Annotated in this window: 19 protein-coding genes and 3 pseudogenes; 6 read left to right on the plus strand and 16 right to left on the minus strand. The window is 67.4% G+C overall.

What is annotated here, in order from left to right; all coding sequences use genetic code 11:
• Positions 1-28 precede the first annotated feature (28 nt).
• The 5 genes and pseudogenes from QP165_RS02600 (at position 29) to QP165_RS02620 (ending at position 7,263) form a co-directional block, all read left to right on the plus strand.
• Positions 29-3,175, plus strand: a complete 3,147-nt coding sequence (locus tag QP165_RS02600; RefSeq protein ID WP_333993614.1) for a TonB-dependent receptor — start codon at positions 29-31, stop codon at positions 3,173-3,175.
• Between the two features lie 127 nt (positions 3,176-3,302).
• Positions 3,303-4,040 carry a SapC family protein gene (locus QP165_RS02605; protein WP_333993616.1) on the plus strand — a complete coding sequence of 246 codons (738 nt, stop codon included), beginning with the start codon at positions 3,303-3,305 and terminating at the stop codon, positions 4,038-4,040.
• Entirely contained in the window at positions 4,040-5,077 is a 1,038-nt protein-coding gene (locus QP165_RS02610; RefSeq protein ID WP_333993618.1) for a cupin-like domain-containing protein, read from the plus strand. Before QP165_RS02605 ends, QP165_RS02610 begins: the two co-directional genes overlap by 1 nt.
• Positions 5,078-5,088: 11 nt before the next feature.
• A complete protein-coding gene (locus tag QP165_RS02615; RefSeq protein ID WP_333993620.1) occupies positions 5,089-6,597 on the plus strand; it encodes a tryptophan halogenase family protein in 1,509 nt (502 codons plus the stop codon).
• Between the two features lie 91 nt (positions 6,598-6,688).
• Positions 6,689-7,263, plus strand: a pseudogene (locus tag QP165_RS02620) (cytochrome b).
• On the opposite strand, the gene QP165_RS02625 reads toward QP165_RS02620, so the two are convergent.
• The 16 genes and pseudogenes from QP165_RS02625 to QP165_RS02700 form a co-directional block, all read right to left on the minus strand.
• A complete protein-coding gene (locus QP165_RS02625; protein WP_333993622.1) occupies positions 7,260-8,186 on the minus strand; it encodes a glycosyltransferase family 2 protein in 927 nt (308 codons plus the stop codon). The pseudogene QP165_RS02620 and the gene QP165_RS02625 sit on opposite strands and share 4 nt — an antisense overlap.
• Entirely contained in the window at positions 8,183-9,109 is a 927-nt protein-coding gene (locus QP165_RS02630) for a polysaccharide pyruvyl transferase family protein (protein ID WP_333993624.1), read from the minus strand. The genes QP165_RS02625 and QP165_RS02630 overlap by 4 nt, the downstream gene beginning before the upstream one ends.
• Complete coding sequence (locus QP165_RS02635; protein WP_333993626.1) at positions 9,106-9,723, minus strand: glycosyltransferase; 618 nt, start codon at positions 9,721-9,723, stop codon at positions 9,106-9,108. The genes QP165_RS02630 and QP165_RS02635 overlap by 4 nt, the downstream gene beginning before the upstream one ends.
• 89 nt (positions 9,724-9,812) lie before the next feature.
• A pseudogene (locus tag QP165_RS02640) lies at positions 9,813-10,136 on the minus strand (glycosyltransferase); the annotation flags it as partial.
• 47 nt (positions 10,137-10,183) lie between these two features.
• Positions 10,184-11,113, minus strand: coding sequence for a glycosyltransferase family 2 protein (locus tag QP165_RS02645; RefSeq protein ID WP_333993627.1), 930 nt, complete (start codon positions 11,111-11,113; stop codon positions 10,184-10,186).
• A 42-nt stretch (positions 11,114-11,155) separates the two neighbouring features.
• On the minus strand, positions 11,156-12,283 hold the full coding sequence (locus QP165_RS02650) for a hypothetical protein (RefSeq protein WP_333993629.1): 1,128 nt from the start codon (positions 12,281-12,283) through the stop codon (positions 11,156-11,158).
• On the minus strand, positions 12,280-14,289 hold the full coding sequence (locus QP165_RS02655) for an HAD family hydrolase (protein ID WP_333993630.1): 2,010 nt from the start codon (positions 14,287-14,289) through the stop codon (positions 12,280-12,282). The genes QP165_RS02650 and QP165_RS02655 overlap by 4 nt, the downstream gene beginning before the upstream one ends.
• 150 nt (positions 14,290-14,439) lie before the next feature.
• Positions 14,440-15,537 carry a metallophosphoesterase gene (locus tag QP165_RS02660; RefSeq protein ID WP_333993632.1) on the minus strand — a complete coding sequence of 366 codons (1,098 nt, stop codon included), beginning with the start codon at positions 15,535-15,537 and terminating at the stop codon, positions 14,440-14,442.
• Between the two features lie 195 nt (positions 15,538-15,732).
• A complete protein-coding gene (locus QP165_RS02665) occupies positions 15,733-17,409 on the minus strand; it encodes a GMC oxidoreductase (RefSeq protein WP_056023470.1) in 1,677 nt (558 codons plus the stop codon).
• Positions 17,410-17,438: 29 nt separating this feature from the next.
• On the minus strand, positions 17,439-18,284 hold the full coding sequence (locus tag QP165_RS02670; RefSeq protein WP_333993633.1) for a sugar phosphate isomerase/epimerase family protein: 846 nt from the start codon (positions 18,282-18,284) through the stop codon (positions 17,439-17,441).
• Positions 18,281-18,862 carry a gluconate 2-dehydrogenase subunit 3 family protein gene (locus QP165_RS02675; protein WP_333993634.1) on the minus strand — a complete coding sequence of 194 codons (582 nt, stop codon included), beginning with the start codon at positions 18,860-18,862 and terminating at the stop codon, positions 18,281-18,283. Before QP165_RS02675 ends, QP165_RS02670 begins: the two co-directional genes overlap by 4 nt.
• Complete coding sequence (locus QP165_RS02680; RefSeq protein WP_333996919.1) at positions 18,859-19,791, minus strand: hydroxypyruvate isomerase family protein; 933 nt, start codon at positions 19,789-19,791, stop codon at positions 18,859-18,861. The genes QP165_RS02675 and QP165_RS02680 overlap by 4 nt, the downstream gene beginning before the upstream one ends.
• Before the next feature lie 43 nt (positions 19,792-19,834).
• Positions 19,835-20,218, minus strand: coding sequence for a c-type cytochrome (locus QP165_RS02685; RefSeq protein WP_333993635.1), 384 nt, complete (start codon positions 20,216-20,218; stop codon positions 19,835-19,837).
• 75 nt (positions 20,219-20,293) lie between these two features.
• The gene (locus QP165_RS02690; protein ID WP_333993637.1) at positions 20,294-21,430 is read right to left on the minus strand and encodes a Gfo/Idh/MocA family protein; all 1,137 of its coding nucleotides are present in this window, start codon (positions 21,428-21,430) and stop codon (positions 20,294-20,296) included.
• Positions 21,427-22,496, minus strand: a pseudogene (locus QP165_RS02695) (sugar phosphate isomerase/epimerase family protein). The gene QP165_RS02690 and the pseudogene QP165_RS02695 overlap by 4 nt, the downstream one beginning before the upstream one ends.
• Positions 22,493-23,755: an MFS transporter gene (locus QP165_RS02700; protein WP_082446158.1), complete on the minus strand. Its 1,263-nt coding sequence runs from the start codon at positions 23,753-23,755 to the stop codon at positions 22,493-22,495. The pseudogene QP165_RS02695 and the gene QP165_RS02700 overlap by 4 nt, the downstream one beginning before the upstream one ends.
• Positions 23,756-23,882: 127 nt before the next feature.
• Between QP165_RS02700 and QP165_RS02705 the strand changes: the two genes are divergently transcribed.
• Positions 23,883-24,899: a LacI family DNA-binding transcriptional regulator gene (locus QP165_RS02705; RefSeq protein ID WP_333993639.1), complete on the plus strand. Its 1,017-nt coding sequence runs from the start codon at positions 23,883-23,885 to the stop codon at positions 24,897-24,899.
• Positions 24,900-24,955: the final 56 nt, after the last annotated feature.

Raw genomic sequence — 24,955 nt, forward strand, 5'->3', positions numbered from 1 at the left:
GCTCGAGTTCAGTTGCGGCTGTCGCCGTGTGCCTGATCCATCCGGCCGCCGGCATGGCGCAGACGGCGCTGGCCACCGAAGCAGGATCGCCTGCAAGCACCGCCCAGCCGGCCAATCCCCCGCTGGAACTGGAACCGTCGTCGCGCAGGAGCCCGTCCAGGCGCAACAGTCGCAGGGCGACGACTCCGAAATCGTCATCACCGGGATCCGCGCCAGCCTTGGCCGCGCGATCGACATCAAGCGGAATTCGGCGGGCGTCGTCGACGCGATCTCGGCCGAAGATATCGGCAAGTTCCCCGACACCAACCTCGCCGAGTCGTTGCAGCGTGTCACCGGCGTGTCGATCAGCCGCGCGAACGGCGAAGGGTCGCAGGTGGCCGTTCGCGGCTTCAGCGGCGGCTTCAACCTCGTCACGCTGAACGGCCGGCAGCTTCCGGCGACGAGCATCGACACGAGCACCGGCAACGCGTTCGCGACCGGCACGGGTCGCTCGTTCGACTTCCAGAACCTCGCATCCGAGGGTGTCGCCACGCTCGAGGTCTACAAGACCGGGCGCGCGAACATTCCGTCGGGCGGCATCGGTGCGGCGATCAACGTCGTCACCCGCCGACCGCTGTCGGCGAACGAGAGCGGCCTTTCAGGGTCGATCGGTGCCAAGGCGCTCTATGATACCTCGATCGACAAGGCCGAGAGTGATCCGAGCAAGGTCACGCCCGAACTGTCCGGGCTGATCAACTACAAGAACCCGAACGAGACCTTCGGCGTCAACGTCTTCGGCAGCTATCAGCTGCGCAATTCCGCGTCGGTTCAGTCCAACCCCAATTACTGGAACATCGTGCCGCTGGCCGATTTCCTCAACACCGCGGGTGCGTATATCCGGCCGACGACGACGATCACCAATCGGCCGACGACCCCCTACGTTCAGATCCCCAACGACAGCCGCTACCAGTTCTCGGAGAACCGCCGCGAGCGCCTGAACGGTCAGGCCAACATCCAGTTCAAGCCGAGCGACCGTTTCGAGATCTCGATCGACGGCATGTATGCGCGCAACAAGCTGAGCGAAGAGCGTAGCGAGCAGACCAACTGGTTCCAGCGGCCGTTCACCGAAGTCACCTTCGACGACAACAAGCAGATGCAGAGCGCGGTCATCCTCGCCGAGGCAATCCAGGCGGACAAGGGCTACGAGCAGCAGCGGTTCGCGACCAAGACCGAGCTCTATTCGGTCGGCGGCAATGTGAAGTGGGACTTCACCGACAATCTGCGGCTGACGCTCGACGCCAACCACGCCAAGTCGACGACCAATCCGGACAATTCGAACGGAACCTCGGCGACGACGATCTCGATCGGCGCCCCGGTACGCTCCTCGCACAAGGTCGACTTCACCACCGGCTTCCCGCAGCAGTCCGAGACGATCAACGATTGCCGTGCGACCAACGGCAACCGCGGTGGCAACTGCAACAACATCCTCGATGTCGGTGATTTGGGCAGCCAGGTCGCGCGTAGGATCACGTCGACCCAGAAAGCGCGGATCAACCAGTTCGGCGGCGACGTCGCCTGGGACCTCGGCGGGGGCAGCAAGTTCAACGTCGGTGGCAACTATATTGACGCGAACATGCGCTCGACCACGGTCAACAGCATCCAGACGCTGGGCGACTGGGGCATTACCGACACCGGCCGCGTCGAGGAGCTCGCCGGCGATCTCGTCGACACCTTCTGCCTCACCTGCAAGTTCGACAAGTACGACCCGAAGTCGACGGGGTCCGCGCTGGTCGCATTCCGCGCCAACGCGGTTGATCTGCTCGACGTCTTCGAGCCTTTCTATGCCGCACGCGGCAATGCGGTTTCGCCAAGCCCGTCCGCGGACGATCGCGTCGGCGAGAAGACGTGGGCGACCTATGGTCAGATGACCTGGGCCGGCGAACTCGGGGGACGTCGCGCCAACGCGCTGATCGGTGTGCGGTACGAAAAGACACGGGTCACGTCGATCGGCATCCAGTCGGTCCCGAGCGGGATCCGCTGGTCGCAGGACAATGACTTTGCGGTCGATGGCGGACCGCCCAGCGGCGCCGTCACCGTCAAGGCAAGCTACGACAATCTGCTGCCGTCGCTCGATTTCAACATCGAACCGATCGACAACGTCATGGCGCGTGCCTCGTTCAGCCGAACGCTCGCCCGTCCGGACTACGGCAATCTGTTCGCCTCCGTCAGTGCAGGGGCACCCAACCGTCCGACCGCGCTTGGTGCCGCGCCCGCCGGCGCAAACCGCCAGGATCCGGCGCTGTTGCCGCTGGTCTCGGACAATTTCGACGTATCGCTCGAATGGTATTACAAGCCGACAAGCTTCGTGTCGGTTGGTTTCTTCAACAAGGACGTGCGCAACTTCATCGGCAACCAGGTGACCAGCGGCAATCTGTTCGGGCTGCGTGACCCCGGTTCAGGTGCGGCCGGTTCACGGTCGGGCATCGCGCTCGACTATCTCAGGACCAATGGCCTGCCGCTCAGCGACATCAACCTGTTCTCCTATACCGCGTTGCTGACGCAGAATAACGGCAACCAGGCGGCAGCGTCCGCCGCGTTCCAGCGCAATATCGATCCCGCGACGGGCGGCCTGAGCACGCAGTTCGTCGTCGATCTGGCGAATTCGGTCGATATCGTTGCCGATGCCAATGATCCCTTGTTCAACTTCGCGATCAGCGGGCCGGTCAACAACCGCGAGGGCAACATCCACGGGTTCGAGGTCGCCTGGACCAACTTCTTCGGCCAGACGGGCTTCGGCTTTGCGGTGTCGTACACCAAGGTCAATGGCGACGTGAACGTTGACCCCTATGCCGATCCCAACGTCAACATCTTCGCGTTGACCGGCCTGGGCGACAGCGCCAACCTGACCGCGATCTACGACAAGGACGGCCTCTCGGCGCGCGTCTCGTACAACTGGCGCGACAAATATCTGTCGGGCACCAACCAGGGCGGCAACCGCAACCCGCTGTTCACCGCGGCGTTCGGGACGCTCGATGCGAGCATAAGCTACGACATCGCGAAGAGCTTCTCGATCTCGCTTGAGGCGGTCAACCTGACGAGCGAACCCTTCCGCCAATATGCCCGCACCGAGACGAACCTCGTCTATGTGCAGGAACTCAAGCCGCGCTTCTATCTCGGCGCGCGGTACCGCTTCTGATCACCGGCCGGCGTGTGCTTCGGCGCACGCCGGACGATGGAAGGGCCGCAGCACCGTGCCGCGGCCTTTTCCTGTTGTCCGCCGCCCCCTGGCTGATAGACCCGGACGAAAAATGGGACCGGAGCGGATGAACCCCGTACAGATCAACAACATCGACCACGCCGATCTGCGCGTCAGCCCGCGCGCCGGGGCCGCGTTCAACGATGCGGCGAATCAGGCGCTGGTCTTCCCCGCCGAATTCGAGGAACTGCAACGCGAATTCGCGATCGTCTTCCGCCGTCGCGACGAGGGTCTTCAGGCCTATGCGCTGCTGGGGCTCGATCGGGACGAGAATCTCTTCCTCGCCGACGACATGTGGACGAGCCGCTACGTCCCCGCGAGTCATCGGCGCGGGCCCTTTTCGATCGGCATGGTCCGCGCCGCGCACGGTGATATCGGTGACGGTGACGGTGACGGAGAGGCGATGCTCCACGTCGACCTCGACGATCCGCGCGTCGGTGACGAAATGGGCCTGCCGCTGTTTCTCGAGCATGGCGGCAATACGCCGTATCTCGACCATGTCACCGGCGTGTTGCGTTTGCTCTACGAAGGGATGGAGACCGCGCCGGCCGCCTACACCGCGCTCGACGACGCTGGCCTGCTCGCGCCGGTCACGCTCACCATCGATGTCAGTGACGAGCGCCGCTACACCGTGCCCGACGTGCTCGTCGTCGACCTCAAGCAGCTCGCGACGCTGAGCGGTGCGCCGCTCGAGCACCTCCACCGCTCGGGCATCCTGCGGCTTGCCATCCTCGCCGCGGCATCGCTCGGCAACATCCAGCATCTGATCGCGCGCAAGCACCAGCTGCTCGCGCAGATCGGCTGATGACGGTGCCCGCCATCGCCCGCCGGACGCGCGTGATCGAAGGGGCGGACGCGCGGACGCTGCCCGTCGCCGAGTTGATCGCCGAGGGCCGCCCGACGATCCTGCGCGGTCTTGCCCGCGACGTGCCGCTCGTCGCCGCGGCACGTCAGGGTCCCGCCGCGGCGGTTGCCTGGCTCAAGCAGTTCGATGGCGGACAGCCGGTGACGGCCTATATCGGCGACCCCGCGATCGGTGGGCGCTTCGGGTACAATGCCGCGTGCACCGCGCTTAATTTCGCGCGCGAACGCGGATCGCTGTCCGCCTATCTCGACCAGTTGCTCGCCAGCGTCGACGATGCCGACGCGCCAAGCATCTATATCGGCTCGACCGATATCGACCAGTATCTCCCGGGTCTCAGGGACGAGGCCGTGCTCCCGTTCGGCGATCCCCAACTGCTTGCCCATCCGCCGCTGGTGAGCATCTGGATCGGCAACCGCACGATCGCGTCGGCGCATCACGACATGTCGAACAACATCGCGGTGACGCTCGTCGGGCGGCGGCGGTTCACGCTGTTCCCGCCCGATCAGGTCGCCAATCTCTATCCCGGCCCGCTCGAGCCGACGCCCGCCGGCCAGGTCGTCTCGATGGTCGATTTCGACGCGCCCGACTTCGTCCGCCATCCAGGCTTTGCCGACGCGCTCGATGCGGCCGAGGTGGCGGAGATGGAGCCCGGCGACGCGCTGATCTATCCTGCTTTGTGGTGGCATCAGGTCGAGGCGCTCGATCCGTTCAACGCGATGATCAACTATTGGTGGAACCCGACGCCGCGTTTCATGGACACACCGCAGAATACGCTGCTGCACGCGCTGCTCAGCCTGCGCGACCGGCCCGACCATGAGAAGCGGGGGTGGCAGGCGCTGTTCGACTATTATGTCTTCGGCGACTCGGCGCGCGCCGGTGCGCATTTGCCGACGGATGCGCGGGGCGCGCTCGCCCCGCTCGACGCGATCGCCGCGCGCCGGCTGCGCGCCACGCTGTTGCAACGCCTCAATCGATGAAGGGACATTCGATGGATACCCCAGCGAAGACCCGCGTGGTCATTGCCGGCGGCGGCACGGCCGGATGGCTCGCCGCGGCGCTGTTCATGCGGCAGCTGCGCCCGCTGGTCGACGTCGTGCTCGTCGAGTCCGAAGAGATCGGCACGGTCGGCGTCGGCGAGGCGACGATCCCGACGGTGCAGGCGTTCCACGCGCTGATCGGCGTCGACGAGCGCGAATTCATGGCGGCGACGGGGGCGACGTTCAAGCTCGGGATCGCGTTCGAAGGCTGGGCGCGCGCGGACGATCGCTATATCCATTCGTTCGGCGACGTCGGCCGTGCCACGTGGATGGGTGACTTCCAGCATTTTTGGCTCGAGGCGCAGGCGAACGGCGATGCCGGCCCATTCAGCGACTATTGCCTCGAGCTCCAGGCTGCCGAGGCCGGCCGGTTCGCGACCGGGCAGACCGGTCGCCGCCTGAACCACGCCTATCATTTCGACGCAGGCCGCTATGCCAAATATCTGCGCGCGCGGTGCGAGGCGGCGGGGCTGACGCGCCGCGAGGGGCGGATCGCGCGCGTCGACCGCGATCCCGGGACCGGGCATATCACCGCGCTCGCGCTCGACGACGGCAGCCGCGTCGAGGGCGACATCTTCCTCGACTGCACGGGGTTTCGCGGGCTGCTGATCGGCGATGCGCTCGGCGTCGGTTATGAGGATTGGGGACACTGGCTGCCCGCCGATCGCGCGCTGGCGGTGCAGACGACGTCGGTCGAGCCGGCCCGCCCCTATACGCGTGCGATCGCGCACGACGCGGGCTGGCAATGGCGGATCCCGCTCCAGCACCGCGTGGGCAACGGCATCGTCTATGACAGCGATTTCCTGTCCGACGACGCGGCGCGCGAGCGGCTGCTGGGCTCGGTCGAGGGCACCCCGCTCACCGAGCCGAAGCTGATCCGGTTCACGACGGGCCGGCGACAGCGCGCATGGGAGGGGAATTGCATCGCGCTCAGCCTCGCGAGCGGGTTCGTCGAACCGCTCGAGTCGACGAGCATCCACCTCGTGATGGTTGCGCTGACCCGGCTTCTACAGGTGTTCCCGTTCGACGGGATCAATCCCTCGGTCGTCGCGCGGTACAATGACCAGTCGCGGCGCGAGCTCGAGGGGGTGCGCGACTTCATCATCCTGCATTATCACCTCAATCAGCGCAGCGAGCCGTTCTGGAAACGCTGCGCAACGATGCCGATCCCCGACACGCTCGCGCAGCGGATCGCGCTGTTCGTCGAGGGCGGGCAGGCGTTCCAGTCAGGCGACGACCTCTTCCGCGTGAGCTCCTGGTCGCAGGTGATGCTGGGGCAGCGGCTGACGCCGCAGAACTGGCACCGGCTCGCCCGGCTGATGCCCGCCGATCGGCTCGCGCAGTCGCTCGCCGAGCTGAAGGCGGGGATTGCCGCGGAGGTCGCGAAATTGCCGCAGCATCAGGCGTTTCTCGCAGGCTATTGCCCCGAGGCGACCGCCCGCCCCGCCGCAGCCGCCTGACCTGCCCGGGCTTTCCGGGGTCGATCCCCCGCCCCTGACGCTCTAGGGTCCGGACGCCACGCGATGGGTGGGGCGTCCGGGAGAATGAGACATGGCGACGACAGCGCGCGGTACGCACCGTTATAACCGGGGCGCGGTGGCGTTTCACTGGATCATCGCGGCGCTCGTGCTGGTGCAGATCTATATCGGCTGGACGTTCGCCGATCTTGCCCGCGGCGACGCGCGGACCGAGTGGTTCAACTGGCACAAGACGGTCGGCTTCGCGATCCTGCTGCTGAGCATCGCGCGGTTCGGCTGGCGCATCGCCAATCCCCGCCCCCGCTGCCGGACGTGCTGCCGGCATGGGAGCGGACGCTGGCGCGGATCAATCACACGCTGTTCTACGTCATCCTGATCGGCCTGCCGCTGACGGGGTGGATGTATCTGTCGACGGGCAAGCCGTCGCTGACGAGTGCGACGACGCCGCTGATCGGCGGGCTGTCCTGGCCGTTCATCCCCGGGTTGCCGCGCGGTGCGCATGGCGGGTTCGAACAGGCGCATGTCGTGCTCGTCTGGGTGACCTACGCGCTGCTGATCCTGCACGTCGGTGCGGCGCTCAAGCACCAGTTCGTCGATCGCAGCCGCGTCGCCAACCGGATGCCGCCGTTCGGCACGCGCGAGGGCTAGCGCGCCGACACCGGCGTCGTGCCGCGGCCTGGGCGACGCAGCGAGGCGAGCGCATAGGCAGCGAACCCTTGCAGCTTCTGTCGTGCGCGGAAGACGTGGAAATGCCGGATATAGGGGAACGGCCGCGCCGAGGTCCGGACATCGGCGAGCATCAGCCGCAGATCCTCGCGGATCGCGGCAAGGATGCGGCGGTCGGTCAGGATGTGCTTGGCGTAGAGCGCGCCGTCGCCAAAACCATAGCCCGCCAGCAGCGCGACCACGTCGGCGGGACGTCGGCGGCCGTGATGATGATCGACGACGAAGCTCGGATCATAGTCGACACTGATCCCGCGGCCGAGCGCGCGGAACAGGAAGTCGGTATCCTCCGCCGAGACGAACCGCGCACCGCCGCCGAACCGCTCGTCGAACGGCCCGACCGCGGTAAGGACGTCGCGCGTAAACGCCAGATTGGCGCCCATGACGAAGCCGCCGGGAAACGCGCCGCGCGGCGCGGTCATCGGGTGATCCTCGAGCTTGATCGTCACGGGCAGGTCGGCGGGATCGCCGGGCAGGATCCGCCCGCCGATCACTGCAAGCCGATCGACCGCCGCGAACCGCTCGGCGAGCGCGGCGAGATAGCCGGTGTGGAGCACGCAATCGTCGTCGGTCATCGCGACGATCCGCCCCTGCACGCGGGCAAGCCCGGCGTTCCGCGCGCGCGAGAGGCCCGCACGTGGCTCTGCGACGCAGACGACAGGGAATTGCTGCGTGCCGGCCCATACCTCAAGGCGATCGGCGGTATCGTCGGTCGAGCCATTGTCGACGATCACGACCTCGAGCGCGATATGTGCCGCCGCCCTCGCGGCTCGCGTGATCGAGTCGAGCGTCCGCGACAGCGACACGCCGCGGTTGCGCGTGCAGACCAGCAGACTGATCTCGGTCATGCGAGCGCCGAACCCGCTGACGTCGTCGTCGCGCGATCCCCGATCAATGGCGACGCGACGGTCCAGGCGTCGATATAGCGCGCGAGCTTGCCATAGTCGTTGTCGAGCACGTGGTGCGGGATGTCGAGCAGCAGCGCGAGGATATGCGCATGCAGCCGGTCGGTGACGATATGCCGGCCGCGCGACAGCAGGGCGAGCCCGCGCGCGACGCGGGCGCCTGCGAGCGCCGCATAGTGGTCGGCATGCGACTGACCTGGGCGGGGAGCGGGCAAGACGCCGTCCTCGAGCCAGTCCGTCGTGACGATGCGCCCCTCGCCCGGTGGAAGATCGTCATGCGCGATGCGTTCGTCGTCGGTGCGCAGGAGCCTCAGCACGTCGCAATCCGCGGCCCTGCGGGGCTGTCGGCCGAGGGCGAATGCCGAATCCGGAGCGAGCGCAACGGGACAGTCAAGATGGCGCCGCGCCAGTTCTAGGCTGGGCCGGTCGCGAACATAGAGGTGCAGGTCGGGATGCGCGGCGACACCCCTGGCAAACGCCGCGATACGGCCGGGTGCGCGGAAGTGGATCGACTGGGGAAGCTGGACGATCCGGCGGTCGCGGACCTGTGCGACCATGCGCTCGCGAAACTGCTGATGATGCGGCCAGATGTCGCCGAGATTGCCCCCGCCGTGGAGGAAGAGGACGCCGTGCGGACTGGCGCGCGCAAAGGCATCGGGATCGAAGCCGTCCCACGTGCAGACATAGTCGGGATCGTTCCCCGTTACCGCGCGCAGCATCGCGAGTTCGCCCAGCCAGATCGCGCTGTCGCCGACATTGGCATGGTCCGGGAAGTCGACCAGCGCATAACGGTCGCCGCGTACGACATGCGCAGCGTAGAGCGCGCGCAATGCCGCCTGCTGCGCTTCGATGACGTCGATCGTCATGCGGCGACGTCTTGCGCAGCCGCGTGTGCGGCGCGGACATCGGCGTAGAGCGCCTCGCAACGGTCGAGCCAGCGGTCGCGCGTGAACAGCCGTTCAACGCGGGCACGCGGCACGCTTCGCGGGATCGCCAGCGCGGCGGGGATCGCGGCGGCGAGTCCCGCGACGTCGTCCGCGTCGGCGAACCGTCCGGCCTCGCCGATCACCTCGCGTGCGGCACCCATCTCGATCGCGGCGACCGGCAGGCCGCACGCCATCGCCTCGATCGCGACCAGCCCGAACGGCTCGTCCCAGCACGGCGTGAACAGGAACACCGACGCGCGGCCGAGCTCGGCCGCGAGCGCGGCGCCGTCGCAATGCCCGCCATAGCGGATCGTGCCGTCGAGGTACGGGACGATCTCGGCGGCATGATAGTCGGGATCCTCGATCGATCCGAATAGCGTGAGCGCGATTCCTGCCGCACGTGCCGCGCGAACCGCAAGATGCGTGCCCTTGTTGGGGGTGATCCGCCCGCACCAGACCGCGCTGCCGTCGCCCGCGGGGCTGAACGGCCACGCGGCGGGGTCGATGCCATTGTGCAGCACCGACGCCTCGGGGGAGCGCCGTCGGGCCACCATGCGTGCAGCTGCGGCGTCGAGGTGACGGTCAGCCGGTGCGTCGGCGTCGCGCTCGCCTTCACGAACCAGTGCAACGCATCATAGGGCGGCACGTGCAGCGACGTGACCGTAGGTACGACGGCAGTCCGCGCGGGCTCGATCGGAAAACGGTGGAGGCTGTTATTGTGGACGACGTCGAACCCGCCCGCGGCGATCCTGTCGCAGGCGGCGGCATAGCCCTGGTCGACATGCGCGATCAGCGGGGCGGAACCGCGATGCTCCGCCCAGGGGAAGACGCGCTCGTAATGCTCGCGCAGCACAGGGTCGATCGTGAAGCGCGGATCGCTGTCGCCCGCCGCGAACAGCACGACGTCATGGCCGCGCGCCTCGAGACCTTCGGCAAGATACCAGCTGTGCGATTCCATGCCGCCCATGAACGGCTGCGCGATCCGCTGGCGGACGTGCGACAGGAGCGCGATCCTCACGCAGCGACGCGGCCGTCTTTGTCCGACGCCATCCTGGCCTCGAGCATCCGGATCACCGTCGCGGTGTTGGCATAGGGCTGATGGCTCTGCTGCCCGGTGAGCGCGAGATCGTCGGCATCAGGGCGACGCAGGATGCGGATCGGCACGCCTTCGCGGTCATCGATCAGCCCCATCAGCCGGAACGCGTAGAGCCAGTGCCCCATCGTCCGATATCCCCAGCGCGCCTCGAACAGCTCGGCGTTGCGCACCACGCTCTCGAGATGATGGACGGGCGGCATGTGATGCGGATGGTATTGATGATGCGCGAGCCCGCCCTTGATCCAGGCGATCGGGACACCCGCGGTGGCAAGGACCTTGCCGAAATCGGTGTCCTCGCCACCATAGCCGACATAGCCCTCATGAAAGCCACCGACCGCCTCGAACGCGGCGCGTCGCATCGCGAAGTTGAGCGACCAGAAGCAGCGATAGTCGTTGCACAGCTCGATCCCCTCGGCGGGCGGACCGCGGCGATCCGAATGGCGCACGGCGATCGCCGTGAACGCATCGCTGGTCCATTCGCCTGCCGTCGCACCGCCGGGCAGATACATGACCTCGCCCATCAACAGCCCGTCGAACCGGTCGAGATACCCCGCATAGTCGGCGACGAGATCGGGTGCGGGGATGCAGTCCATGTCGAGAAACACCAGCGCATCGCCGACCGAGGTCCGCGCCGCGGCGTTGCGCGCGACCGCGAGCGGCAGCGCGTCGCCGCCGATCATGAGCTGACGGACCGGAAAGTCGGTCTCGGGCAGATCATACGCCGTGTCCTGCATGACGGCGACGATCAGTTCGGTCGGCTTCAAAGTCTGGCGCGAGAGACCGACGACGAGATTATAGAGGTGGTCGGGCCGGCCCTTGGCGAGCGTTACGACGGATAGGGTGGACATGGCGGCTCCGTGTATCGGATGGAAATGGTAGGCGAACAGCGATCAGGCGGCGTTTCGCGCGGGCTGGTCGGGCGGGGTCCACAGCCGGTCGGCAAGCGTCTCGAGCCAGCGTGCGGCGTCGGCAGCGGGGGCATCGGCGATCAGGCCGCGCTGGCGGTCGGGCGCGTGCGTCGCCATCGTCTCGGCGATCGCGTCACCCCAGGCATCGGCCGACGACGGCAGATGCGGGCGGACGCAGGCGACGCCCGCCGCGGCGAGCGCATCGGCCTTGCGGTGCTGCTCGTCGAAATACCGCCACTCGGGGATCGCCAGCCACGGGCGCGCGGCGGCGAGGATCTGCTGGCAGGTCGTATTGCCCGTCGATGCGGTGACGAGGTCGGCCGCGGCGACGTAATCCGCCGGATTGTCCACCCAGCCGCGATGCTCGATATTGTGCGGCTCGGTTGCATGCCAGTCGCGTACGACCGGGCCGATCGTGATCCAGCGGCTGGCCGGGCGGCTGCGCGCGCCGATCCCGAGCGGTGCCTGACCGAAGCCGCCACCGCCGCCGCCCGACAGCACGAGAACGAGTTCGGCATCGGCTTCGACGCCGATCCGTGTGCGCGCCTCGACGCGGTCGGGCACATGCGTGTCGACGCCGAGGCCGCCCGCGAAGCAGGTCCGCGCGCGCATCCCGGCGTCCCAGTCGGGCTGCGCAAGATCAGCGTGAAACGCCGCGAGCAGGCCCGCGGCTCCGTCATAGGCGGCACGGTGGCCCGCGTCGCCACGGTCGCCATGCTGCAGGATCTTGACGTGCGGGACGCTGCAGATCCGCGACAGCTGCGCGATCTCCGCTGAGACGTCGCAGATCATCAGCGCGGGATCGGCGCTGGCGAACCAGCCGCTGATCGTCGCCATCGCCTGACGGATGCCCGGCCAGCCGAGCGGCGCGCAGTGAAGCGTCGCGGGGGTCGGCACCCAGTCCATCGTCGTCGCCTCGTCGCCGGTCGCCTCGAACAGCGACGGGATGCGAACGATCCTGGCCTTTGCGGGCAAGGGCGGAAATATGTCGTCGCGGGCGCAGAAGATCGTCAGCGGCCGCTCGGCGGGCAATGCATGCGCGATCGCCGCGCATCGCTCCGCATGCCCGCGCCCCTGATGATGGACGAAATAGCCGAACGGACGAGTCATGCCGCCTGCCGCGACGGGGCCGATGCCAGCCCGAGCGTTTCGAGCCCCTCGACCACGCCCGCCGCATGCCGGCGCGTGACGCGGTGAAGGCCCGTGCGGTCGGGCAGGTCGTCAAGCTCTGCATCCGCATTCGCGACGACGATCGCAAAGCCGCATTGCTCGAGCATGTCCCGGTCGTTACCGCTGTCGCCCGCGGCGATACAGTCGGCGAGCGTCAGACCAAGTCCGGCGGCATAGGCCTGGATCGCCGCCGCCTTCCCGCCGCGCGGCGCGAGGACGTCGATCAGTCGGCCGTGCGAGAAGATCACGCGCGCCCCGAGCTTCGCATGGGCAAGCGTCTGCCGGATCGTCTCGGCATCGCGTGCGGTACCGAAGAAACTGAGCTTGTGCGGCCCGTCCGTCTCGACGGGCTGCGGCTCGATCGGCAAGCGGGCGAGCGCAGACGCGACGGCATCGCGGTTCCAGTCGCGATCGAGCGACCCAGCGTACGCCGTACAGTTTGCCCAGCCGCCATCCGCGCCGCGCCGCATGATCCGCGTACCGACATCGACGATGAAGGCGTCGGGTTCGGGCAGGCCCCAGCTCTTGAGGATCGCGCGCGCCTCGGCGAAGGCGCGGCCAGTCGCAACGACGAACGGCATGTCCGCATCACGGTGCCAGGCCGCGAACGCGTCCGCGCCGTCGCTCGATCCCGTCAGCGTATGATCGATGTCGCAGGCGAGCAGCGCGGGACGGCGGCAGATCGAGCGGTACACCGCAACCGAGTCCGCGGCATAGCGTGCCCAATCGTACAACGCATGGCGCGCGAGCGCGGCAGTTCGAAGTCGCGCGTGACAGGCGGGATCACCGATGATCCGCAGACACGCGGCGGCGATGTCCGTCTCGTCGCGCGGGTCGACGAGGATGCCGTGGCCGATCCGCGACACGATTTCGGCGGGACCGCCGTTGCGCGTGGCAACGACCGGCACGCCTGCCCCCGCGGCCTCGATGAGCGTCAGCCCGAAGGGTTCGTGCAGCGCCGGGTTGACGAAGACGCCCCCCGCCGCCGCGCGCTCGTACAGCGCGGTCACGTCGCCGGCGAGATGGCGCGGCGGAAGCGCGACGCGACCACGGAGCAGCGGCTGTGCCGCCAGCGTGTGCAACTCGTCGAGGATCGCGCGCTCCTCGGGCGACGATTGCCCGCCATGCTGGCCCGCGAGGATGACGAGATTGGCCTGCTCGTGCAGTCGGATGTCGGCGGCGTAGGCGCGCATCAACGCGGCAAGGTTCTTCTTGGCGACCGGTCGCGCAATCGCGAGCACGATCGGGCGTTCGGGATGGTCGAGCCACTGCCCGAGACCGTCGACGAGCCCGGTTGCGGGCGCGGTCGTCGATCGCTGCGGGATGCCGGGCGGAAGGCAGTGGATCCGGCCGTCGACGGGAACGCCGTACGCGCGAACCTGCCGATCGGCCTCGTCGTGCGTCGACACGATCAGTGCATCGACCGCGGCGATCGCGGCGCGTTCGGCGGCGATCCGCGCCTCGATCCCGTTCGCGGCGAGCCCCTGCGCGCGCTTGTCGATCGCGAGCGCGTGTGGCGTGTAGGCGACGGGGATACCGAAACGGCGACGCGCCTCGAGCGCGACCGCGGCCGCATCGGCGAAATGCGCGTGGATCAGCGTCGGCCGGACCGCGAGCCCGGCCACGTAGCGGCAGAACGCCTCGGTAAAGGCAGGAAGATCCGCGGCGAGCGCCTCCTTCTCGAGATAACGGTCATCCCCGGTCTCGATCCGGTCGATGGTGAGCGTATCGCTCAGCCGCTCGGTCGGCATCCGGTGCTCGGCGGGCAAGTGGGGATCGCGGAACAGCCGCGTGACGATCGACACCGCAGTGACGCCCGTGCTGGTCGATTGTCGGGTCGCGGCGTCGAGCACATACGCCAGATGGCCGCCGGAATCAGCCGTTATGCCAAAGTCGATCGGTGGCGCCTTGAGACAGCCCCCAAGGGCCAGATGGAGAATGAACAAGCGGACCCCGTTTCGTTAGATACGCGAAACGACACGCCATCCGATTGTATCCCGCACCAAAAACTATCCGATTGAGCGATGTTAATAGGCCGGGCTTTTGACCGCGGTGCACTGCCCCGGGGCGTCATTCGCGGCGTCTCTCGACGCCGGTCAGCCCGGGCTGTCCCCCGGCCTGCGTAGCGTAATCCGCGTCATTTCCGACGGCGTGCCGAGCCGCAGCGCGAAGCCCGGCCAGAGCCCGGTGCCGTTGCTGACATAGAGCGTCATGTCGCCAACCCGGTAGCGCCCCGAGACATAGCCGTTGTTCGCCCGCGCGACGATACGGTCGAGCCCGCGGATCATCCCGCCATGCGTATGCCCGGAGAGTTGCAGGGCAACACCGCGCTCGGCACCGTACCGGGCGTTGCGCGGCTGGTGATCGAGCAGGACCACGGGAACGCCCGCGGGGATGCCGCGCATCGCGGTCGCGAGGTCCGGCCCCGCCTGCCCCGCGCCCGGTGCGGAGAGGTCGGTGACGCCGACGATCGCGAGCCGCTCCCCCTGCCGCTCAAGCACCCTATTAGCGTTAGGCAGCATCCGGATGCCCAGATCCGAAAGATGCCGCATCCACGCGGCGTAATCGAAGAAATATTCGTGGTTGCCGGGAATCGCATAGACGCCGTCGGGCGCGCGCAGCCTGGCGAGCGGCGCGACGTCGCGCTCCCGCATCGCCACCGACCCATCGATGAAGTCGCCCGTGACGACGATCAGGTCGACACCCGACGCGTTCGCGCGGTCGACGACCGCGCTGGCCCAGCGCGCGGGAAACAGCCGGCTGATATGGAGGTCCGTCAGTTGCAGCAGGCGATAACCGTCATAGCGCGGCGGCAGGTCGCGGACGACGACATCGATGTCCTTGACCGGCGGAACGCGGACCGCATTGGCGACGCCGAGCGCCGCAAGCGCCACCGCCAGGACCGCAATCGCATAGCGCCACGCGTCGGGCACCGCGACGGGCGCGCGCTGGACCGCCATCGCCAGCAGCATGCCGATGTCGAGCAGGATCTGCAGCACCGCGAGCAGGATGATCGCCCCGAACGCGACGTTGAACGCGATGACGAGCGCACGCGGGAATTCGGGTGCGAACACCGACCCCGACGATAGCCGGCTCCAGAGATGATATTGCGAGGCGGCCAGCACGAGGAGCGCAACGAGCAGCGTCACCCCGAGCGGCAGAGACAGCGGCCACAGCCAGCGTGCGATCACCACGAGGCAGGGCAGCGTGAAGATGAGGTGAAAGATCGTCGGTCTCCGGTTCGCGCGCTGACACGCGGCGCGCGATTACCATGTCTGACCGGAAAACACAGCGCGGGCGCGTGCGGGCGCCACCACTTGCACGCGGGTCCGAAGTTTCAGGGTGCGTGATGGCGGCGACCAGACCCGCCATCACGCTGTATCCCCGCGTCAGGCGGTGCGCGTCTGCTTCACCGCATGATCGACCGCACGTGCGGTCAGCGCCATGAAGGTCAGCGACGGATTGACGCACGAGATCGAGGCCATCTGCGCGCCGTCGGTGACGTAGAGGTTGGATGCCTCATGCGCCTGGCTGAAGCCGTTCAGGACCGACTTGCGCGGATCGACACCCATCCGTGCCCCGCCCATCTCATGGATCGCGTCGCCGGGCACATGCTCCTTTTCCTCGCTGACGACGTTGGTCAGGCCCGCGCCCTTGAGCATCGCTTCGCCCTGGACACGCGCATCCGCCATCATCCGCAGCTCGTTGTCGCGGAACCGCACGTCGAAGCGGAGGAGCGGCACGCCAAACCGGTCGACCTTGCTCGCGTGGAGCGAGACGCGGTTGTCCTCATAGGGCAGGCATTCACCGAAAGCGCCCATGCTGAACTTCCAGCCGTCATATTTGCGCATGCCCTGCTTCATCGATGCGCCGAACCCGACCGGGGCCGCAGGGTCGCGCCGTGCGCCACCCTGATAGCCATAGCCGCGCTTGAACCCTGCCCCGTCGTCGCGGTCGATGTTGCGGAAGCGGGGAATATAGACCCCGCCCGGACGGCGGCCATATTCGATGAACTCCTCCATCCCGGGAATATCGCCCGAGATGTTGACGCGGAAGATATGGTCCATGACGTAGCGGCCAAGCGTGCCGCTGGTATCGAAGTAGCTGCGGCCCGTGCCCGGTGCGCGCGAGTTCATCATGATCTGCGTCGACGCCATTGCCGAGGCGCAGAGGAAGACGAGCCCGGCGTTGACGACCTCGGCCTTGCCGGTCTTGGCGTCGATGAAGCGGACACCGGTGACCTTCTTGCGGGTGGCGTCATATTCGAGATTGGTGACGACCGCGTCGGAGCGCAGCGTGAGGCGGCCCGTCGCACGCGCGGCGGGCAGCGTCACCGCCTGCGTCGAGAAATACGCGCCGAACGAACAGCCATTGCCGCACTGGTTGCGGAACTGGCATTTGGTGCGGTTCTGGTCGGGCTTGTCCTCGGTCATGTTCGACAGCCGCGTGTTGATCAGCTTGCGGCCCGGAAACGTCGATTCGAGCCGCGGCTTGATCCACTTCTCGGCGACGTTCATCGGGATCGGCGGCTGGAACTCGCTGTCGGGCAGATAGGCGAGGTTCTCGCGCGAGCCCGAGACGCCGATATATTTCTCGACATAGCTGTACCAAGGCGCGACGTCGTCATAGCGGATCGGCCAGTCGCCATCGATCCCGTCGCGCTTGTTCGCCTCGAAATCGGCCGCGCTCCAGCGGAAGCACCAGCGGCCCCAGATCAGCGACTTCCCGCCGACCGCGCCGGGACGGATCCAGTAGAATTTGCTGCCCTCGTCATGCGCATAGGGGTTCAGCCGGTCGTCGTTGTAGAACAACTGGTTGCTGGGTGCGACATAGCCATGCTGGGCGATGAAATAATCGCTGTCGCGGATTGCCGGTGGCATGCGGTTGCGCGCCGGCACCTCGTAGGCGGGCTTGCCGTCATAGGGATAGCCCTCGCCATGTTCGACCATGACGCCGCGGTCCAGCATCAGGACCCGCATGCCCTTTTCAGTCAGTTCCTTTGCGGCGAACCCGCCGCTGACGCCCGATCCGATGACGATCGCGTCGAACCTGTCGGTCGAAGCCATGTTCTTTCCTCTCCAGGATTATGTTTTTGTCAGTACCGCAGCGCGCGGAGCGTCTGGAAGCTGGTGGTGATGTCGGGGAGATAGGGCGCGGGCGCCTCGTCATTCTCGACGTAGAAGTGGCGGACGCCCGCGCTGCCGCGCAGCTTGAACAGCGAGGCGAAATCGATCGTCCCCTGGCCGACCGCGGTCATGCTGCGATCCTTCCGCATGTCCTTGACATGATAGGAATAGAGCCGCGCCGAGAGCCGGTTGATCAGCGCACTCAGATCCTCGCCGGCATGCGCCGCCCAATAGAGGTCGAGTTCGCATTTCATCACCGAAGGCGGGATCGCGCGCAGCATCCGGTCATAGAGGCTGACGCCGCCGGGGCGGACGGTGAACTCGAAATCATGGTTGTGATAGGCGAAGCCCAGCTTGTTCTGCTTCAGCTTCGCACCGATCGCCGCGATATTGGGGAGCGCTGCGGACCAGCCGGCCTCGGTACGATGTTCGTCGGTCATATACGGCAGGACGACGGTGGTCGCGCCGAGCGTCTTGGCCATCGCGATGCTCTTGTCGAAATCCTTGAGCAGCAGGTCGTAGCCGATATGCGCCGACGGTGCCTTGAGCTGGAGCCGGTCCATCGTCCGGCGTAGCTTGGCATGGTCCATCTTTTCATAGCCGCCGCCGCCGAACTCGATCTCGCGGTAGCCGATCTTGGCGATCTGCTCGAGGGTCCCTTCGGGGTCGCTCGCGAAGATCTCGCGCACGGTATAGAGCTGGATCCCGATCGCGCCGAGTTGCGCGGCGGCGGCGGGGGCGGCGTGGAGATCGAGGCAGGCGACCGCGGCTGCGCTCCCCGTCCCGACCAGCAGATTGCGACGGGTGATGATCATGCGGCGTACACCTTGTTGACCTGAGAATAGGGGAAGGCGCCGTTATATTCGCCCGGCACCGGGAGATATTCGCGCTCCTGCGTCATGCCGATCTCGGACGTGTAATAGCCGGTGACGACCAGCTGTCGGAACGCCTCGAAGAACGTCTTTCCGCCCGTCGTCGCGGTCGGAAGTGCGCCGTTCATCGCGAGTGTCAGCAACGCATCCTGCTGTGCCGGCGTCGCCTTGGCGGCGGACACCTTGTAGTCCTGGCGGCTGCGCGCCTCGATCGCGTCGAGACCGGCGACGATCGGCACGCGGTCGCCGGGCAATCCCCAGTCGGCAAGCAGTTTCTCGATATAGGCGGGCACGCCTGCGGCGATCGCGCCCGGCGTGTCGGTGGTCGGGACGACGCGGTCGCTGAGCGCGGTCATCACCGCGCGCTGGACGGGCGTGAACACCTGGACGCTGGGCGGTCCCTCGCTGATGACGGGTACGCCGGGGGGCATCGCCACCCCCGCCGCACGCGCGATCGGCGCGAACAGCTGCGCCCCGAACATTCCCACGATCCCCGCCATTGCGGTTCTCCGATCGATCATTTTGCCTCTCCCTCGATAGCCGTGTCGATCGTGCGATAGGCGGCGACCAACCGGTCCTCCCCTGCCCGCCCGGCGACAGAATTGCCGTGTTCCATGCCGATCACCCCGCCATAGCGCTTGGCACGCAGCCAGCGGACGATCGTCGCATAGTTGATCTCGCCGGTGCCGGGCTCGTTGCGTCCCGGATTGTCGCCGAACTGGATATAGCCGACCTCGTCCCAGCAGGTGCCGAGGGTCGGGATCAGGTTCCCCGACTGGATCTGCTCGTGATAGAGATCCGCGAGCACCTTGACGTAGGGCGAATTGACGCCGCGCGCGACCGCATAGCCCTGCGATATGGTCTGCATGAAGACGCCGGGGTGATTGGTCCGCGTGTTGAGCGGCTCCATGACCAGCGTCAGCTTGTGCGGCGCGACGATGTCGGCGGCGCGGCGCATGACGTCGATCACGCGCGCGGTCTGGATGTCGTTTGGCAGGCGCGAGTCGAGGAACCCGGTGACGACCGTCGCGTGCGTCGCGTTCAGCCGCTTGGCAACCTCGATCGAGGCGCGCAGGTCGGCAAGGAACCCCTCGCGCTCGGCATCGTCCTTGCCGCCCAGCACCGGCCGCGACTGCGACCATTTGGGCATGCTGGCCACGAACACGCCCATCGCCATGCCGCGCTTCGACAGCGCGCTGGCCATCGCGACCTGTTGCGCGACGGGACGCGCCGCCGCCTCGTTATCCTCCCATGCGCGGAACCCCTGGTCCGCGGCATAGGCGATCTGTTCGAGCAGCCCGCCGCGGCTGGCGAAGCTGCCCTCGTGCGGCGCAAAGCCGAGCGAAAAGCGCGCGGCGTTCGAGACGCCTGCGCCGATCGCGCCCCCCGCCAGCGTCGCGGCACCGCCCGCGAGCATCGTGCCGCCCGCAATCACGGTCCGGCGCGACATGCTCACGCTGCCCGGCCTCGCGCTGGATCCGGTGCCGGACGGGTCATCGACCGCCCGCCCCCTTGAGATAGGCGATGATCGCCGCGCGCTTGCCGGCATCGGGCGTGCTGATCGGCATCCGTGTGCCGGGCACCTTCTTGGCAGGCGCGGCGAGGTAGGAATCGAGCGTCGCCGCATCCCATGTCAGCTTCGACGCCTTGAGCGCCGGCGAATAGGCAAACCCGGGCGTCGAGGCGGCAGCGCGGCCGACGACGCCGTAGAGGTTCGGGCCGATGCCGTTGCGCCCGCCCTTGTCGACGGTATGGCACGCGCGGCAGGCGGCAAAGGCGGGTGGTGACGCGGGTGCGGTCTGCGCGACCAGCGGTGTCAGCGCGGCACCCAGCGCCGCGACGGTTGTTCCGATACCCAAGACCAAGGACAGCTTCATTCCAGACCTCCTGATACCCGCGGCCTGGTCATGCCCCGGTGCGGGACAGACGATCCGGCGGGCGATATTACACAATCAAACGGTGTCGATCGGGCTCCACTTGACGTCGGAGCCGGCATTGGCGACGACGGCTTCGACGAAGCGCATCGTCCGCAGCCCGTCGTCGACACCCGGAAACCAGACCTGGGAGCCACGGATCGTTGCAGCGAACGCACGATAAATCGTTGCGAAAGCCTCGATATACCCCTCGGGATGACCCCCGGGTGTACGGAACATCGACGCGGTGGCGGGCTGCAACCCCGGCCCTCCTGCGCGCAGGACTTCGATCGGGCGATCGAGCCAGCGCATCGTCAGCGTGTTCGGCTCCATCTGTGCCCATTCGAGCCCGCCGCGTTCGCCGTGGATCCGGAGCCTGAGCCCGTTCTCCTCGCCCGCTGCGACCTGTGTGACCTTGAGCGTACCGCGTGGACCGCCGTCGAACCGCAGCAACGCACTGACGTCGTCGTCGAGGCGGCGCCCGGGGACGTGCGTGGTAAGCTCGGCACAGACCGCGTCGGTGCGCAGGCCCGAGACATGCTCGGCAAGCTGGAACGCGTGCGTGCCGATATCGCCGAGACATCCGCCGATCCCGGCGCGCGCCGGATCGGTGCGCCACTCGGCCTGCTTGTTGCCGTCGGTGTCGACCGGCTGGCTGAGCCAGCCCTGGAGATATTCGACCTGGACCAGCCGGACCTTACCGAGGTCGCCGTTCGCGACGCGCGCGCGGGCCTCCTCGATCAGCGGATAACCGCAATAGGTGAAGGCAAGCGCGAACTCGCGACCGCTCGCCTCGACCGCGGCGGCGATCGCCTCGGCCTCCGCGACGCTCATCGCCATGGGCTTTTCGCACAGGACGTGAAAGCCCGCTTCGAGCGCGGCGATCGCCATCGGTGCGTGGAGGAAGTTGGGCGTGACGATCGCGACGGCGTCGATCCGCTCGCCCTCGGGGAGCGCCCGCTCGCCCGCGATCAGCGCGTCGATCGACGCATAGACGCGCGCCGGGTCGAGCCCGAGGGCGTCGCCCGACCGCGTATTGCGGCCCGGATCGGTGCTGAATGCGCCGGCTACAAGCTGCCAGTCGCCGTCGATCGCCGCCGCCATGCGGTGAACGGCGCCGATGAACGCACCCTCGCCGCCGCCGACCATGCCGAGCTTGAGCCGGACGCCGCTCATGCCGTGTCGTCCCGGCGATCGAGCCCCAACAGCGACCGGATCGCGTGCTTGTCGACATTGCTCGCGGCGAAGTCGTCGAACGCGCGTTCGGTGCGGCGGATCATGTGGTCGCGGATGAACGGTGCGCCTTCGCGCGCGCCGTCTTCGCTGCGCTTTATCGCGCATTCCCATTCGAGAACCGCCCAGCCCGCATAGTCATATTGCGCCAGCTTGCTGAAGATCGCGCCGAAGTCGACCTGCCCGTCGCCGAGCGACCGGAACCGACCCGCACGGTCAACCCAGGGCTCATACCCGCCATAGACACCCGATCGGCCGGTCGGGTTGAACTCGGCATCCTTGACGTGGAAGCACGCGATGCGGTCGTGATAGCGATCGATGAAGTCTAGATAATCGAGCTGCTGCAGGACGAAGTGCGACGGATCGAACAGCATCCGTGCACGCGGGTGATGGTTCACTGCATCGAGGAACCGCTCCCAGCTGGCGCCGTCGTGGATGTCCTCACCGGGATGGATCTCGAACGCGCAGTCGACGCCGGCGGCATCGAACGCGTCGAGGATCGGGGTCCAGCGGCGCGCGAGTTCGGCAAACGCCTCCTCGATCAAGCCGGCCGGACGCTGTGGCCAGGGATAGACATAGGGCCAGGCGAGCGCGCCCGAGAAGGTGGCGTGCGCTGTGAGCCCGAGATTGGCGCTGGCGCGCGCGGCGAGCATCAGCTGCTCGACCGCCCAGCGCTGACGCTCGGCAGGCTTGCCGCGGACATGCTCGGGGGCGAACCCGTCGAACAGCGTGTCGTACGCAGGATGCACCGCGACCAGCTGGCCCTGGAGATGCGTCGACAATTCGGTCGGCACGACGCCGTGTTCGGCAAGCCGGCCGCGCAGATCGTCGCAATAGGCCTTGCTCTCGGCCGCCTGCGCGAGATCGATCAGCCGGGGATCGCACGGGATCTGCACGCCGGCATAGCCGAGCTCCCCGCCCAGCGGGCAAGACCGTCGAGCGTGTCATACGGCGCGGTGTCGCCGAGGAACTGCGCGAGGAAAATCGCCGGGCCCTTCATTCCCGTCATGCCATCGCTCCCTTGCGGCTGGTGTCACGGAACGTCAGCTGGAACAGCAGTGCGATCAGCGCGGCGGCGATCGCCGGATACCACCACATCTGGTGCCAGTCGGCGACGGTCGGTGCGGCGGGCAGCTGTGCGTACAGGAGCGCGCCGATCTGCGACCCGAGCAGCATGCCGACCCCGTAGGTGAACAGGGTCAGCATGCCCTGCGCCTGCGCGTTGACGCCCTTCGGCGTGGCGATCGTGCCGGTATAAATCGCGCCGGCAACGAAGAAGAAGTCGTAGCACACGCCGTGCAGCGCAACGCCCAGATACACCGCCCAGAGCATGTCGCCGCCGTCGCCGATCGCGAACAGCGCATAGCGGGCGGCCCAGGCGATCATCCCGACGAGCAGCAGCGGCTTGACCCCGAAGCGGCGGTACAGCCACGGCATCGCGAACATGAAGGCGAGCTCGGACATCTGCCCGATCGCCAGCGTGCCGCCGACATTCTCGATCCCCGTCGCGCCGACATAGGGCGAGGCATAGGCGTAATACATCGCCAGCGGGATCGAGATGAGCGTCGCGCAGGTGATGAAGACGAGGAACGACCGCTGGCGCATCAGCCCGAACGCGTCGACGCAGAGGATCTGCTTGACGAGCCCCTGCTCGGGCGGCGTGTCGGCCGCGACGTTGGGGAGCGTGAAACTGTAGAGGCCGAGCGCGATCGAGACGACGGCGGCGACACGGAAGATCTCCGGGCTGGCGGACAGGCCGGCCCAGCCGATGATCAGCCCTGCGGTGATCCAGCCGAGCGTCCCGAACGCGCGAACGAAGGGGAACCGGTCGACGCGGTCGCCGAAGCTCTTGAGCGCGATCGTGTTCGCAAGGCCGACGGTCGGCATGTACAGGATCATGTAGCCGAGCAGCAGCCAGACGAACGTGCTGCCGGTCTCGGGCGTCACCAGCGATGGCAGGAAGAACAGGATCACACCGCCCACGAGGTGGAGGATCACCATCAGCATCCGCGGGCTGAGATAGCGCGCTGCGGCCATGCCGAGCAGGAACGACCCGACGATCGAGGCGATCGGCCCGACCGAGAAGGCGTTGCCGATCATCGCGCCGAGCCCGCGCGTCTGCATCGCGAGCCCGAGCGTGACGTTCCACGCGCCCCAGACGAAGAACTGCATGAACATCAGCACGCTCATCCGTGCCGTCAATATCGACGACGGCTTGTCCGACACCGGTGGTGTCGAGGCTGGAATATCCGCGCTTGCCAGTGCCATGCACACCTCTCTGGTTCGATACAGCTTTTGCTGCTTCGGGGTCGAGAATATGGCGCGACCGCAAAAGTGTAAAGGATTACATTCTCGGGCCGTCGACATATTCTTCGCAGGGCTCCATGGGTTTGTGATGACGACGATAATTCAGGTCGCGACGAGCGCGGGCGTCTCCACCGCGACGGTATCCCGCGTGCTCAGCCACCCCGACCGGGTCGCCGAGAAGACGCGGCTCCACGTGCTCGGCATCGTCGAGGCGCTGGGGTACAGACCCAACGTCGCCGCCCGGTCGCTGCGGACATTGCGCGCGGCCAAGATCCTGCTGACGGTCCCCGACATTTCCAACCCGTTCTTTGCGAGCGTGATTCGCGGCGCGGAAGAAGCCGCGCGCGACGCGGGGTACGGCGTCGTGGTCGGCGATACGCGGCACGATCCGGTCATCGAGGACCAATATGCCGAGATGCTGTCGCGGCGCGAAGTCGACGGACTGATCTTCCTCGGCCACCGCCTGCCCGACCCGCTGCAGCGCGTGCTCGACCGCGCGGGCTGTGCCGCACCGATCGTCAATGGCTGCGATTATAATGTCGAGACCGGCGTGCCGGGCGTGCATATCGACAATGCCGCAGCCGGCCGTGACGCGGTCCAGCATCTGGTCGACCTGGGGCACCGCGATATCGGCATCGTGGCCGGCCCCAGCACAAGCCCGCTCAGTCGCGACCGCCTCGCCGGGGCCATGGCCGTCGCAGAGGCACATGGCGTCGCCGACCGGATACAGACGCGGATCGGCGATTACTCCGCGGCTTCGGCGTTCGAACAGGCGCGCGCGATGATCGCAGGCGGCGTCACCGCGCTGTTCTGTTTCAGCGACGAGATGGCGATGGGCGCGATCGCCGCGGTCCGCGATGCGGGGTTCGACTGTCCGCGCGACGTGTCGGTGATCGGGTTCGACGACCTGCCGCACGCGCTCTATTTCCACCCTGCGCTGACCACGATCTCGCAACCCAAGGGGCTGATCGGGCAGCGCGCGGTCGAGATGCTCGTCGCGATCCTCAACGGCGACACCGACCGCTCCGACCGCGTGGTCCTGGCGCACGAACTCGTGGTCCGCGGCAGCACGGGTCCTGCCGCGCCGCGCACTCCGCCACGTTGAGAAACGCGGCTGTCATCTGGCGGCAATGAACCACGCGTAGGACGTCCCTCGACATC

Origin of the sequence: Sphingomonas sp. 22R3R2A-7, assembly GCF_036856055.1 — a bacterium.
Lineage (GTDB): Bacteria > Pseudomonadota > Alphaproteobacteria > Sphingomonadales > Sphingomonadaceae > Sphingomonas.

Coding starts and splice junctions, on each gene's coding strand:
- QP165_RS02605 (WP_333993616.1), top strand. CDS start 3,303: ATGAACCCCGTACAGATCAACAACATCGACCACGCCGATCTGCGCGTC.
- QP165_RS02610 (WP_333993618.1), top strand. CDS start 4,040: ATGACGGTGCCCGCCATCGCCCGCCGGACGCGCGTGATCGAAGGGGCG.
- QP165_RS02615 (WP_333993620.1), top strand. CDS start 5,089: ATGGATACCCCAGCGAAGACCCGCGTGGTCATTGCCGGCGGCGGCACG.
- QP165_RS02625 (WP_333993622.1), bottom strand. CDS start 8,186: ATGACCGAGATCAGTCTGCTGGTCTGCACGCGCAACCGCGGCGTGTCG.
- QP165_RS02630 (WP_333993624.1), bottom strand. CDS start 9,109: ATGACGATCGACGTCATCGAAGCGCAGCAGGCGGCATTGCGCGCGCTC.
- QP165_RS02635 (WP_333993626.1), bottom strand. CDS start 9,723: ATGGTGGCCCGACGGCGCTCCCCCGAGGCGTCGGTGCTGCACAATGGC.
- QP165_RS02645 (WP_333993627.1), bottom strand. CDS start 11,113: ATGTCCACCCTATCCGTCGTAACGCTCGCCAAGGGCCGGCCCGACCAC.
- QP165_RS02650 (WP_333993629.1), bottom strand. CDS start 12,283: ATGACTCGTCCGTTCGGCTATTTCGTCCATCATCAGGGGCGCGGGCAT.
- QP165_RS02665 (WP_056023470.1), bottom strand. CDS start 17,409: ATGGCTTCGACCGACAGGTTCGACGCGATCGTCATCGGATCGGGCGTC.
- QP165_RS02670 (WP_333993633.1), bottom strand. CDS start 18,284: ATGATCATCACCCGTCGCAATCTGCTGGTCGGGACGGGGAGCGCAGCC.
- QP165_RS02675 (WP_333993634.1), bottom strand. CDS start 18,862: ATGATCGATCGGAGAACCGCAATGGCGGGGATCGTGGGAATGTTCGGG.
- QP165_RS02680 (WP_333996919.1), bottom strand. CDS start 19,791: ATGTCGCGCCGGACCGTGATTGCGGGCGGCACGATGCTCGCGGGCGGT.
- QP165_RS02685 (WP_333993635.1), bottom strand. CDS start 20,218: ATGAAGCTGTCCTTGGTCTTGGGTATCGGAACAACCGTCGCGGCGCTG.
- QP165_RS02690 (WP_333993637.1), bottom strand. CDS start 21,430: ATGAGCGGCGTCCGGCTCAAGCTCGGCATGGTCGGCGGCGGCGAGGGT.
- QP165_RS02700 (WP_082446158.1), bottom strand. CDS start 23,755: ATGGCACTGGCAAGCGCGGATATTCCAGCCTCGACACCACCGGTGTCG.
- QP165_RS02705 (WP_333993639.1), top strand. CDS start 23,883: ATGACGACGATAATTCAGGTCGCGACGAGCGCGGGCGTCTCCACCGCG.